12 protein-coding genes are annotated in these 12964 nt (G+C 53.3%); 2 read left to right on the top strand and 10 right to left on the bottom strand.

All coding sequences use genetic code 11. The features are described 5' to 3' along the window. Positions 1 to 28: 28 nt before the first annotated feature. Entirely contained in the window at positions 29 to 808 is a 780-nt protein-coding gene (locus tag HMPREF1255_RS01530) for an isoprenyl transferase (protein WP_024110643.1), read from the top strand. 295 nt (positions 809 to 1103) lie between these two features. Here HMPREF1255_RS01530 and leuA read toward each other — a convergent pair whose 3' ends face one another. From leuA to tgt, 8 genes are all read right to left on the bottom strand, one after another. After that, positions 1104 to 2834 carry a 2-isopropylmalate synthase gene (leuA, locus tag HMPREF1255_RS01525; protein WP_036916917.1) on the bottom strand — a complete coding sequence of 577 codons (1731 nt, stop codon included), beginning with the start codon at positions 2832 to 2834 and terminating at the stop codon, positions 1104 to 1106. Positions 2835 to 3052: 218 nt separating this feature from the next. Next, positions 3053 to 3973 (bottom strand): GTPase Era, encoded by a 921-nt coding sequence (gene era, locus HMPREF1255_RS01520; RefSeq protein WP_016456303.1) that lies wholly within the window; start codon positions 3971 to 3973, stop codon positions 3053 to 3055. Then, on the bottom strand, positions 3974 to 5236 hold the full coding sequence (locus HMPREF1255_RS01515; RefSeq protein ID WP_024110911.1) for a hemolysin family protein: 1263 nt from the start codon (positions 5234 to 5236) through the stop codon (positions 3974 to 3976). It abuts the gene before it with no gap. Continuing rightward, positions 5226 to 5687: an rRNA maturation RNase YbeY gene (gene ybeY, locus HMPREF1255_RS01510; protein ID WP_016456305.1), complete on the bottom strand. Its 462-nt coding sequence runs from the start codon at positions 5685 to 5687 to the stop codon at positions 5226 to 5228. Before ybeY ends, HMPREF1255_RS01515 begins: the two co-directional genes overlap by 11 nt. Further along, positions 5684 to 6631, bottom strand: a complete 948-nt coding sequence (locus HMPREF1255_RS01505; protein ID WP_036916915.1) for a PhoH family protein — start codon at positions 6629 to 6631, stop codon at positions 5684 to 5686. Before HMPREF1255_RS01505 ends, ybeY begins: the two co-directional genes overlap by 4 nt. Before the next feature lie 148 nt (positions 6632 to 6779). Beyond that, positions 6780 to 7238 (bottom strand): DUF5709 domain-containing protein, encoded by a 459-nt coding sequence (locus HMPREF1255_RS01500; protein ID WP_024110896.1) that lies wholly within the window; start codon positions 7236 to 7238, stop codon positions 6780 to 6782. A 73-nt stretch (positions 7239 to 7311) separates the two neighbouring features. Next, positions 7312 to 8241, bottom strand: a complete 930-nt coding sequence (locus HMPREF1255_RS01495; RefSeq protein ID WP_016456308.1) for an SPFH domain-containing protein — start codon at positions 8239 to 8241, stop codon at positions 7312 to 7314. A 114-nt stretch (positions 8242 to 8355) separates the two neighbouring features. Continuing rightward, entirely contained in the window at positions 8356 to 9618 is a 1263-nt protein-coding gene (gene tgt, locus HMPREF1255_RS01490; RefSeq protein WP_016456309.1) for a tRNA guanosine(34) transglycosylase Tgt, read from the bottom strand. Between the two features lie 41 nt (positions 9619 to 9659). Between tgt and HMPREF1255_RS01485 the strand changes: the two genes are divergently transcribed. Beyond that, a complete protein-coding gene (locus HMPREF1255_RS01485; protein ID WP_231376316.1) occupies positions 9660 to 11054 on the top strand; it encodes a metallophosphoesterase in 1395 nt (464 codons plus the stop codon). Here the strand turns inward: HMPREF1255_RS01485 and HMPREF1255_RS01480 are convergent. Both HMPREF1255_RS01480 and dnaJ read right to left on the bottom strand, forming a co-directional pair. Next, on the bottom strand, positions 11051 to 11785 hold the full coding sequence (locus HMPREF1255_RS01480) for a 16S rRNA (uracil(1498)-N(3))-methyltransferase (RefSeq protein WP_024110810.1): 735 nt from the start codon (positions 11783 to 11785) through the stop codon (positions 11051 to 11053). The two genes, HMPREF1255_RS01485 and HMPREF1255_RS01480, sit on opposite strands and share 4 nt — an antisense overlap. After that, positions 11778 to 12959, bottom strand: a complete 1182-nt coding sequence (dnaJ, locus tag HMPREF1255_RS01475) for a molecular chaperone DnaJ (RefSeq protein ID WP_024110710.1) — start codon at positions 12957 to 12959, stop codon at positions 11778 to 11780. The genes HMPREF1255_RS01480 and dnaJ overlap by 8 nt, the downstream gene beginning before the upstream one ends. Positions 12960 to 12964: the final 5 nt, after the last annotated feature.

Here is a 12964-nt window from a genome sequence, read left to right as displayed (position 1 = left end):
CACTCTTTGATGCGCTAAATTTGAGGCTATGAGTATCCAGCGTCCCGAGAAGCGTAAGCCCACCCCGCATCCGAGTGGAGTAACGCCCCCAAACGTCCCTGCCGAGGCGCTACCAAGACACGTGGCGATCGTAATGGACGGGAACGGGCGCTGGGCAAAGGCGCAAGGCTTGCCTAGGACTAAGGGTCATGAGGCTGGCGAAAGCGTACTTTTCGACGTCATCGAAGGTGCGATCGAGATGGGGATCAAGTATCTCTCGGTATACGCCTTCAGCACCGAAAACTGGAAACGCGACCCTCGCGAGGTCAGCTTTCTGATGGGTTTTAGCAGGGACGTCATCCACAATCGCCGTGATGATTTGGATGCTCTAGGAGTAAAAGTTCGGTGGGCTGGCCGCAGGCCGAAATTGTGGGACTCCGTAATCAAAGAGCTAGAAGAGGCTGAAATCCAGACGGCGGATAACCACGTCATGACCATGCAATTTTGCGTTAACTACGGTGGCCGAGCCGAGATCGTGGATGCAGTCAAAGCTATCGCCCAAGATGCCAAGGATGGAAAGATAAACCCTGCGAAGATTTCGGAGAAATCCTTCAGGCAATACCTTGACGAACCCGAGATCCCAGACGTGGACCTGTTCATCCGAAGCTCAGGCGAACAGCGCACCTCGAACTTCCTAATCTGGCAGTCCGCATACGCCGAATATGTCTTCGTTGACAAGCTTTGGCCAGATTGGGACAGGCGAGACCTTTGGGATGCGGTAGAGAAATTTGTGAACCGCGATAGGCGATTTGGCGGAGCTAAGGCATAACGCTTAATAGATAGGTCAGCTTACAAATGGAAAATTTTTTCAATAGCGAAACTGTGAAATAACCACTTACCTTGACGCCAGGTAATTATTTTCCTTCGAGACAGATTTCTTAAGTCGACAGATCCTCTGAAGGTCGCAAAGGCGACTAAAAAATAATTTTTCGAGCTTAAACCGGCTGATAAAGCAGATTCCCGGCGACCCAGAAGGGGTAAATAAGTCGCCGGGAACTATGTTCCATAGTGCACCATGCACTATGGAATTTGCAAATCCTTTTCACCGATATGGTCAAGCAGTTTTATGCCCTGTTACATGCACTGATTAAGGCATGCAATGAAGCGGTCGTGATGTCGGGGTGGATACCGACACCCCACAGAGTCTTTGCATCCTCGCCCTCCCCGATTTCACACTCGATGTAAGCGGCCGCCTTAGCGTCTCCGCCAGAAGTCATCGCATGCTCAGCGTAGTCAAGAACGTGAACGTTGAACCCAACCGCCTTCAGAACATCGACGAACGCCGAAACCGGGCCATTGCCCCGACCTGTGACCTTCTTGCGTTCACCATGAAAGTTCAGCTCGCAAGTAATGTTGTACACACCATGCTCGTTTCTGAAGTTGAAGTCCAAACCGCTCAGCGGCTCGTCCATCTTCAGATACTCGCTTTCGAAAAATTCCCACAGCTGCTCACTGGTGATTTCGTGGCTAGCTTCGTCCGCATACTTTTGAACGACTCTGCTGAACTCCATTTGCAGACGGCGAGGCATATCGAGCCTGTGGTCCGTCCTCATCAGGTAGCTGACGCCACCCTTGCCGGACTGCGAATTGACTCGGATGACGGCCTCGTAGTTTCGCCCGACGTCATGCGGGTCCAAAGGCAGATAAGGAGCAATCCACTCAATCTCGTGAATGGTCTTACCCTGCTCATCTGCCTTGTTCTGAAGGTCGTCCAAGCCCTTCTTGATGGCGTCCTGGTGCGAGCCGGAGAACGCCGTGTAGACCAGATCTCCAGAGTACGGCTGCCGATCGTGTACCGGCATTCCTGTGCAGAACTCAACCGTGTGCCGGATTTCATCGAGGTTAGAGAAATCAATCTTCGGGTCAATCCCCTGCGTATAGAGGTTGAGCCCCAAAGTGACCAGGTCGACGTTACCGGTGCGCTCGCCATGACCGAACAGGCAGCCCTCAACACGGTCAGCTCCTGCCATCTGCGCAAATTCGGCAGCAGCGACTGCAGTGCCACGATCGTTGTGAGGGTGCAATGATACGCAGACGTTTTCGCGGTTGGGGATGTTGCGGCAAAAATACTCAACCTGATCGGCATAAGTATTCGGGGTGCTCATCTCAACGGTAGCAGGCAGGTTGAGGATAATCTCGCGATCAGCGTCAGGCTGCCAAACCTCCATGACCCCCTCGCATACTTCCAAAGCGAAATCAGTGTTCGCCTGGCTGAAGATTTCGGGGCTGTATTCGTAGCCCATCTCGGTGTCGCCAAGGTGACGTTCCATGGCGCTTACAACCCATTGAGTGCCCTGTTTCGCCAGCTCCTTGGTCTGCTCTGGGGTGTTCTGGAAGACGACGCGTTGGAACAAATCGGCCACCGCGTTGTACATGTGGATGGTCGCACGCTTGGCGCCAACTAGGGACTGCGACGTGCGATCGATCAGGTCTTCCCTAGCCTGCGTAAGCACTGAGATGACTACATCATCGGGAATTGCGTCTTCGTCCTCGATTAACGACCGAACGAAGTCGTACTCTGTTTGCGATGCAGCGGGGAAACCGATTTCGATTTCCTTGTATCCCATTCGGACTAGCAAATCGAACAACTCGCGTTTACGGCCAGGAGTCATGGGGTCAATCAAAGCCTGGTTGCCATCCCTGAGATCCGTCGACAACCAACGTGGAGCCTTCGTCAGCTCCTTGTCGGGCCAAGTGCGATCGGGCAGCTTCAAAGGTTGAAACGGACGATACCGCTCGAAAGGCATCGGTGAAGGCTGCTGCAAAGGGCAACCGTGAGGCTTAATCGCAGAGATTTTAGACATATTTCGCTCCAGAAAAGTATTAGATATGGAAGCCAGGCACGCGAAAACTCCGCAGCGAGGAGGCTTGGCTCTAGCCCTTAACGGCTAGCTAGCCTCGCTGCGGCGGCCAAGGAGCAGCAAATATGCGCTGTTAGGCGTAACCACGTTTTCCATTTTAACTGCTGATTTGCCTAGCCAGCCAAATCACCACAGTTTGGACATTGCAGATTTCAGAAGCCCAAACGGTTGAGTTGTTTAGCGTCCTTCTGCCAGTCTTTAAGCACCTTTACCTTGAGATCTAGATATATCGGAACACCAAAAATAGCCTTGAGCTGCCTGCGCGCTTCGGTACCGACCTGCTTGATTCTGGAACCACCTTTACCGATCATGATGCCCTTTTGAGATTCGCGTTCAACAATCATCGAAGCATAGATCTGCAGCAGTGGTTTGTCTTTTGGTCGATCCGGCTTGAGACTCATCTCATCGATCTCGACGGCTATCGAGTGCGGCAACTCATCCCTGACATCTTCCAATGCCGCCTCGCGGATGATCTCGGCGGCCAAGGTCTCGTCAGGTTGGTCGGTTAGATCATCATCTGGGTAAAACTTTGGCCCCGGCTCGAGCAGGCTGGTCAGCACTTCGGCGACGTCATCGGTCTGCTCGCCGGAAACCGCAGAACAAGGCACGATGTGTTCGAACTCGACCTCAGTTCGTTTAGCCAGCTCATCGACCTCGATTAATTGCTTTGCAAGACGTTCTTTGCTCACCAAGTCGGTCTTGGTGACGATAGCCAACATCTTCGGCCGCTTCGAAAGCTTCGCGAGCTCAGAAACTAAATATTCATCGCCAGGACCGACATGTTGGTTCGCAGGCAGCACAACTGCTACGACATCAACCTCCGACCAAGTCTCGTAGACAAGATCGTTTAGCCTTGTTTGCAGCAAAGAACGCGGCTTAGAGACACCTGGCGTATCGATGATGATCAGCTGGGCGTTAGGGGTAGTCACGATACCCCGCACAACTCGCCTGGTCGTTTGAGGCTTGCTAGAGGTAATAGCTACCTTCTGCCCTACGAGCGCATTGATTAGTGTGGATTTACCTGCGTTCGGACGGCCGACAAAGCAGGCGAAACCCGATACGAATTCTGACATTTATTCCTCCTCGGTTTCTTCCTGCGGCTCCAACTTGCGGACGAGAATGGTATCGATCTGGTGTCGTCTGGCTGTCGCTCTTTCTGCGGTCAGTTCCAACCCGTTCCAGGTGATGCTGGAGCCCGGAATCGGCACCATGTTCAGTTCTTTAGCTAATAGCCCGCCTATGGTCTCTACATCCTCGTCGTCGACCTCCAGATCGAACAAAGCACCTGTGTCATCGATCGGCATCCTGGCTGAAACACGCCACAGCCCCGGTTCGACCTCCTGCGCGAGATCTGGTTCAGAGTCGTATTCGTCAGTGATCTCGCCAACGATCTCTTCGATTAGATCTTCGATAGTGGCCAGGCCAGAGGTGCCACCGAATTCGTCGACCACCACGACCATGTGATTCCTGGTCAGCTGCATCTCGCGAAGCAATTCATCGATCGGCTTTGAATCTGGCACGTACTTGGGTTCGCGCATGACCTCGCCAACAGTCTGGGTGCGCTGCTTTTCAGGCTCACAATAAACCCTGCTCATGGCGTCTTTCACGTAGAGAACACCGACAATGTCATCTAGGTCGTTAACCACAACCGGGATCCTGCTGAACCCAGAACGCAAAGCTAGGGATAGCCCCTGACCAATCGATTTTTCCTGCTCGATGAACACGACGTCAGTGCGGGGAACCATGACCTCGCGAACCAACGTGTCGCCAAGCTCGAATACCGAACGGATCATTTCTCGCTCACCGTCTGAAGCGACCTCGATCTTCTCCGCCTCCGGGCTTGCGGGCCCATCGGTCCAGCCCGGGCCCGGTGTCAGCGCGTTGGTGATCCAGATCAGCAACTGCCCGATCGGCCAGACCAAAGAAGAAACGAATCCAATAAGTTTGACGCAGCCAAGCGCCAGTTTCTCATCGTGCAGTTTTCCTAAGGTCCTAGGCGCCGTCCACCACATGGTAAAAGATACAATGCTCAAAACGGCGATTGTGATCAGCAAGCGCAGTAAAAGCGCATCGGCGAGGCTGAAGACCAGCATGGCAAACAGGACACAAGTTACTATCTCGAAGACGACCCTAAGCAAGGTAACTGCGGTTAGCGTCGGTGCCGGATCCTCCAGAATCTCTTTAAGCTTGGGGGCATTCTTCCTGCCTTCCTCAACGAAGACATCGACGCGAGCTTTCGTCATAGATGAAAGTGCGGTGTCTACCGTCATCACCAGAAAGGCTAGAAAGGAAAAAACTACCGCTAGCCCCAGCCAAATCCACTGATTAAGACTCATTTAACGGGCCGGCCTTCCAATCAGCAATTATCCGGTCGTTTAGACCAAACATTTCGGCCTTTTCATCGGGTTCTGCGTGATCGTAGCCGAGCAGATGCAGCAGGCCATGAATCAGAAGATAATCAATCTCTTCCTCAGGCTCGCGTCCGTTTTCGGGCGCTTGAGCGCTGGTGAATTGAGGGCATATGACGATATCGCCGAGTAAGCCATTCGGCGGTTCTTCGCCGTCTTTCGGCACCCTGAGCTCGTCCATCGGGAAGCTCATTACATCCGTAGGCCCCGGAAGGTCCATAAACCGTTCGTGGTATCCGGCCATGGTTTCCTCGTCGACCAAAACCAGCGACAAATCAGCCTGCGGATGAATGCGCAATTTGTCGAGAGCGAAAGCGGCGAGTCTGACTAGGCGCTGCTCGTCTACTTGAGTGCCTGATTCGTTGTTGATATCAATCATTTTCTGCCTCGGTTCGTGAGTGCCTGTTCGAGCGTCGCATCGTATTTGTCGTATGCCGCAACGATCTTGCCGACCAGCCTGTGGCGAACGACGTCTTTCGAAGTCAGCTGGCAAAAGGCGATGTCGTCTATACCTGAAAGAATTTTCTGCACGATTTTAAGGCCGCTGGAGGTCCCGCCTGGCAGATCTACCTGGGTGATATCGCCCGTCACTACAACCTTTGAATTGAAGCCCATGCGAGTTAAGAACATCTTCATTTGCTCGGCAGTGGTGTTTTGAGCCTCGTCAAGAACGATAAAAGCATCGTTAAGAGTGCGTCCGCGCATGTAGGCGAGAGGAGCTACTTCGATCACGCCCGAAGTAAATAATTTGGGAACCTGATCGCGGTCTAACATGTCGTGCAAAGCGTCGTATAGCGGACGCAAGTAAGGATCCACCTTGTCGGTCAGGCTACCCGGCAAAAATCCGAGCCTCTCCCCCGCTTCGATGGCCGGACGCGAGAGAATAATCCGATTAACCTGCTTTTCCTGTAACGCCTGCACTGCTTTGGCCATAGCCAGATATGTTTTTCCTGTTCCTGCCGGGCCGATACCAAAAGTGAGCGTGTGGGCATCGATCGCATCAACATATCGCTTCTGATTTATCGTCTTGGGCCTGATAGTTTTGCCGCGAGTAGACAGGATGTTGGCGGTAAGCACCTCGGAAGCGTGCACATCTCCGCCTGTATCGGTAGCGATCGAGATGATTCGTTCTACCTTTTCCGAGCTGAGAGGCTGCCCCATTCTGACGATCGTAACCATCTCGGTGAGAATATCCACGGCATTCTGGACGCTAGCCGGGTCTCCGGTGACCGTAATGTCGTTTCCACGGACGTGCAGATCAGCTGCGACCGCACCCTCCAACAACCGCAGAAATTCGTCGCGAGGCCCAAGCACATTGATCATGTCAACGTTCGCTGGCACGGATAAAACACGCAGACCGTCATCAGGATTCGGCTGGTTGGACAGGATTCCTCCAAAAATTGCTAAACCCACCGGCAACTTGGCGGTGGTGACACAATAACTCTAGCTCAACCGCCTTAGTCTCCTAAGACTATTCTTCTTCGCCCTTATTCTGCCGATCAATTTCGTCTTCGTCGATGATGTGCATCGCGGCTTCCTCTGCGCTGGCTGCACCACCAGAAATACCGACGTCCTTAGCCACTGCGTCGCCCTCTTTATCGTTGGTGATCTTTCCGTCTGCTGTTGCCACCAATCGACCGGCGCGCTCCTGGCCAACCTGTCGAGGTTCCTGATGCGGGTTCCAAGGACCCTTATCTTCGTCGGTTGTTTCGGGTTCTTCTTGCTTGATTCGCTGTTCGACGCTTTCGCCGCGACGCGCCTCTTCCGCGGTATTGCCATACCCTTGGGCGACGGACCAATTGTCTGGGGCTACGTAACCTTCGTCTAGAGGATCCGCCACTCCTCGATCGATCAACGTGTCGGAGGCTGAAAGCTGGCCTTCGTCATAGTCCGGCAGCCCAGCGTCATTGCTAACCGTTTGCTCACTCATATATAGATTCTGCCACCCCAAAAGAAGATTCGGGCTCCAACACGGCTAACTATTGGAGCCCGAACCAAGCAATTTAGCTTTTACGGGAGACTTTTGGATAACCAAACCCGCCATTCGGATCTTGATTGGCAGATCGAACCGACGCGAAAAGAGAACTCCGCATCTCGTTCATGACTGCCTCCAGACCACCAGGGTTAGAGGGCAGCATCAGAGTTTGAGTGTTGGAAGACTTAGCCACTTCTTGAAGAGTGTCGAAGTACTGCGTGAGCAGAAGCATCTCTTGTGCTTCTTGTCCTATACCCGCTTTCCTGAGCAGCTCATACTGCTCGGCCAGGCCGTCGACTATCGCTTTGCGCTGGGCCGCAACGCCCTCACCTTGTAGCCGTTTGTACTCGGCATCGGCTTCAGCCTGTTTGACTATCTTGATCTTTTCGGCTTCTGCAAGCGAGATAGCTGCTTCACGCTCACGCTGGGCAGCGTTGATAGCGTTCATCGATGCCCGAACATTCGGGTCTGGGTTGATGTCAGTCACCAAAGTGTTAACAATCGTGAAACCATAGGCCGCCATTGACTCGGACAAGGTGGCCTCCACGTCCGAGGCAATTTGATCCTTAGAGGAGAAGGCATCATCAAGGTTAAGCTTCGCCAAAGAAGTTCGTACACGGTCATAGACGTAGGATTGAATCTGGCGTTCCGGATCAGCGAGTCGGTAATAAGAATCAACGACGTTCGCGACCATGTATTGGACCGAAACCGGTATCGTCACAAACACGTTGTCCTGGGTTTTCGTCTCGACGATGGAATCGAGTTGCATTATACGAAGCGGAACCTTTTTTGCGATCTTGTCGACGAATGGAACCTTGAAGTTAAGCCCCGGATTCGCCACCTTGTGGAACTTTCCGAACCGCTCGATGATGTAGCTCATCTGCTGCTTAACGACAAACAGCGAGGAGAAAAGAATTATCAACCCGACAGTTAAAAAGAAAACGAAAACAGAAAACACGGTCAGCCCTTTCGGATCTGCGGCCCAACCAACGAGCCAATAAACACTTGAGTTAGAGACTAAAGAACCACTATCAACAGAAAATGAATTCTTTAAGAATTACCCGTTAACCGCTCAGCTCTTCTTCTGATAAAACCGACCCAGCATTTCCCCTTTGAATTCGTAGAAATCGCCGTTTCGGATAGAGGACCTAATTTGATCAACGAGGCGAACAGTGAACCTTTCATTATGAATCGTGGCAAGCGTGTTAGCCAACATCTCCTTCGCTTTGAATAGATGGCGAACGTAAGCCCTGCTGTAATTGGCACAGGTGTAGCAGTCGCAACCTTCCTCAAGCGGGCTGAAATCTCGCCTGAAGCGAGAATTAGTTATGTTGTATCTGCCATCGGCCGTATAGATCGCCGCATTTCTTGCCACCCTCGACGGGTTGACGCAATCGAAAGTATCCGCGCCCACTTCGCAAGCGGCAAAAAGATCATCCGGTTCGCTGATCCCCAACAGATGCCGAGGTTTGTTGTCGGGAAGCTCCTGCGCCATCCAGGTAACGATCTTAGCCAAATTGTGCTTTTCGAGCGCTCCACCTAGGCCGAAGCCGTCGAAGGTCCAGCCATCCGATTCAGTAGCAGCTAAATCGCGACTGGCTTTACGCCGCAAATCTTCGTACTGAGCTCCCTGAACCACCCCAAAGAGAGCCTGATAGGGCTTACCTTTCCTCTCCAAAGTAAGTCTCTTGTGCTCAGCAAGGCAACGTTGCGCCCACCGTTGCGTTCTGGCGATAGACTCGACCTGATACTCGCGAGTGTTCAGAAGGGTCGTCAACTCGTCGAAGGCGAACATGATGTCAGCACCAAGCTTGTGCTGCACGCACATGCTGACTTCGGGAGTAAACCTGTGCATTGAGCCGTCCAGTGGAGACTTAAAGTTAACCCCGTCCTCATCGACGTGAGCCTTACGCTCCTTGCCCTCGGCTATCACCTCATCGTTCTGCATGCCGGTTACGTCCATCGCCAAGACCTTCTTAAAACCAGCGCCAAGGCTCAGCACCTGAAAACCACCAGAGTCCGTGAATGTCGGACCTTGCCAGTTCATGAATTTGCCTAGACCGCCCGCCTCATCGACTAAATCTGGCCCCGGCTGTAGATACAGGTGAAACGCATTAGCTAACACGGCCTGCGCGCCCAGATCGCGAACTGTTTCAGGAAGCACCGACTTAACCGTGGCCTTCGTGCCAACCACTATGAATGCTGGAGTTTCGATTTTTCCATGCGGAGTCGAGATCAATCCCGTGCGGCCAAGACCGTTCGACAAAGTAGCCGTAACCTCGAACCCGAAATCTTCTTGGCTCGCTGGTTTACTCGATGCTTCAAAACTGGTCATAAGACTATTTTTGCAGGTCCAAAAAAGATACGGTTGAATCCGTGAGTGATCCGAACAAATGGACTAGACAAAAAAATCATCGCATAGCGACATCTATTGCTACAGAGATGCCGCCTATCCCCGACTTCCAGACGGATCTAAACAAAGAATTTATCGCCACCGACCTCGAGGTGAGCACGGTAACGCCAACGAGCGTAGTGATCACTTGGATCACTCGCAGGCGCTCTAAGCTTTGGCAGCTTGTGCCTGCTCCGGTAGGCACTAACACGCGCCTCTTCCTGGGTACTAACAACCGCGATCTGAAACTGGTCCACGAAGACTCAACCCCGCGAGCCTTCCACAGAGTGCATATCAGAGGTTTGGAACCTGGCAGAAGATATTTCTTCTCTTGCGAGAGTTCGGGGATTACTCCCCTGCCAGCACTTCACGTCACCAAGAAACCGGGTAGCTTCGAGCGAACCTATTCCTTCACCACGCTTCTTCCCCCACCGGGAAAATATTTGACATCGATCGTATTGGCTAATGACATTCACATCGGAGAGGTCCGCCAAGGGATAAACCTTGGCCCGCTCTTTCCGACATCGGTTTCGGCGAGCCATGACAAAAAGTATCCGGAGACCATGTTCACCAGCATGCTCGAAGAACTAGGTAAACGTGGCAGCCCCTACCTGTGCCTGGCCGGCGACATAACTAATTCTGGTAAGCAAGCTGAGGCCGTCCGATTCCGTGATCTTGTTGACGGGTATGGAACGCAAAACGACGATTGGATGGCGGTACGGGGCAACCACGATTTCCCCAAACATGACGACCCATTTGGCAGCCGAATCGCCGTATTTCAAAAAATGCAGCTTGCAGACCACCCTAGCGGGCTTCGAATCATAGGCATAGACACGACCTACAAGTCTGGTGGCGGAAGAATATGCGCTGACCAATTCGCTCAAATCAGCGATGTGCTACGAAACGACCCAGACCGACCAACGCTGTCCATGAGTCACCACCCAGTGACGAAAGATTCGGTTAATTCATGGCCCGCAGGCCAGACGTTCATGCTTCGCAAACGCGACAGGTTGGAACTGCAAAAGCTGCATGTGAAGGCACCGGGAGTGTTCTTGCACTTCTCTGGGCACACACACAGGATGCGCAGGAACAAGCCTGATTTGTTTGGTGCTCACACCGAATACCTAGAAAATGCTGCAGTAGCCGCATACCCAGGTGGCTATTCGCTCCTCCACCTTTACGAGGGTGGATACATATTGAACTTCTGGCGTACTTCCACACCCCGGGCTCTTGACTGGACGTACAGGAGCCGCTGGCAGATGATGGGCATCGGCCCTCACCTGACCGTCGGCACGGTAGACGACCGTAATCACGTAGTATTTGCCGATCTTTCTGGCCTAGAACCGTACGGCGAAATACCGGAGGAGCTGAGAGTCTAAGCCGCGCCGAGTTGGCTGAGTATTTGTAGCTGGCTTAGCGCGACAAGGCCTGCAGTCGAGGTACGCAGAACCTGTTCTCCAAGACCGACCAGCTTCCCGCCTGCGCTCTCAAATTGCTCGACCTCTTCGGGGCTGATGCCGCCTTCGGGGCCTATAACAAAAAGAATCTCACCAGATTTTGGCAGTTCGATTTCCGACAAGCCAGTTTTTGAGTCTTCGTGCAGAATTAATGCGCAGTCTGCCTCAGAAATCCTTTTTGCGATCTGCGCAGCATCCGCGTAGCTGATTTCAGGAATCACTAGCCGCCTGGACTGTTTGCTGGCCTCGCGAACCGTAGACTGCCACTTCGCAATGCCCTTGTCGGCTTTCTTCTCCCACCTGACAACCGATCTAAAGGCCTGCCAGGCAATGATCTCATCGACTCCAAGCTCAGTTAGTGCCTCGATGGCAATATCTGAGCGCGGGCCCTTCGCCAGCCCCTGAACCGCGGTCCAGCGAATTGGCCGCTGCGGGGCTTGGAGAACGTTTCCGACACGAACGGAAAAAACATTTTTACCGGTCTCGATTACCTCGCCCCAGATCCCGTGCCCCAGACCGTCCGCGAGTAACACGCTCTCGCCTACACGCAGCCTCTTTACTGAAACTGCATGCCTGCCTTCTGAGCCAGCAACGTTAACCACGTCGCCGACGCATTTGTCGGCGACTTCGGCGATGAATAGTGGTTCAGTCACGGAAAGCGTCTTTTAGTCGTTCGAAAAAGCCTTTATCATGGCTAATTTCGGCTTTTAGCTCCGTTTCGTTTCGCTCTTCCGCCAGCTCAGCAAGCAATTCCCGCTGCCTGTCAGTGAGCTTAGTAGGCGTGACGACGTTGAAGATAACGATCAGATTGCCTCGCTGTCCACCACGACGACCGTCGTTCAAGCTAGGAACTCCTTTTCCGCGCACAGTGACGCGGGTTCCGGTTTGGGTTCCTTCCGGAACGTCTATCTGAACAGTCGAATCGTTCGGGTCGCAGTCGTCGCGCTCGGACTCCAACGTGCCCAAATCGATCTTTGCCCCCAGCGCTGCAGCAGTCATCGGAAGGTTCATGTACGTTTCGAGGTCTTGGCCCACTCTGCGGAAACGTTCGTGGGGCCTAACTCTGATTTCTACGAAAAGATCGCCTGCAGGGCCGGCACCCTCTCCAATCTCTCCTTGCCCCTGGAGCCTTATCCTGTTGCCGGTGTCGACGCCAGCAGGAACCTTGACGTTCAGCGTGCGGCGTTCATTTACCCTGCCGTGGCCGGCGCAATCTGGGCATGGGTTTTTAATGACTGTCCCGTACCCCTGACAAGCTGGGCAAGCCTGAGTGGTTCTGATCTCGCCCAACAAAGAACGCTGGCTTACGGTTACGTCACCGCGGCCGTTGCATTGGGTACACGTCACTGGATCGCTGCCGTCAGCGGAGCCTGCACCATGACAGTTCTGGCATGCGACAAAAGTGTTGATCGTCAACTCCGAAGTGACGCCGAAGACTGCCTCGGAAAGCTCCAGCTCAAGTCTAGCGAGAAGATCCTTGCCACGCTGAACGCGAGACCGCGGCCCTCTCGACCCGCCGAAGTCTCCACCGAACATGGCGCCGAACAAGTCGCCAATGTCGAACCCTTGCGAGCTGAATCCGCCAAAACCGCCCATGCCGCCGTCAAATCCGCCGCTCATCGGATCGCCACCACGGTCGTAGATAGCGCGCTTATTTTCGTCGCTTAAGACGGCATAAGCCTCGTTTACAGCCTTGAATTTATCCTCGGCATCAGGTGAATCATTGACGTCGGGGTGGTACTGACGTGCCTTGCGGCGAAAAGCCTTTTTGATTTGTTCCGCGCTGGCGTCTCGAGGCACGCCAAGCGTCTCGTAGTAATCACTCATTACTT

The sequence above is a fragment of the Propionimicrobium sp. BV2F7 genome, assembly GCF_000510445.1.
Taxonomy (GTDB): Bacteria; Actinomycetota; Actinomycetes; order Propionibacteriales; family Propionibacteriaceae; genus Propionimicrobium; species Propionimicrobium lymphophilum.
This window is presented reverse-complemented; position numbering and strand designations above follow the sequence as displayed.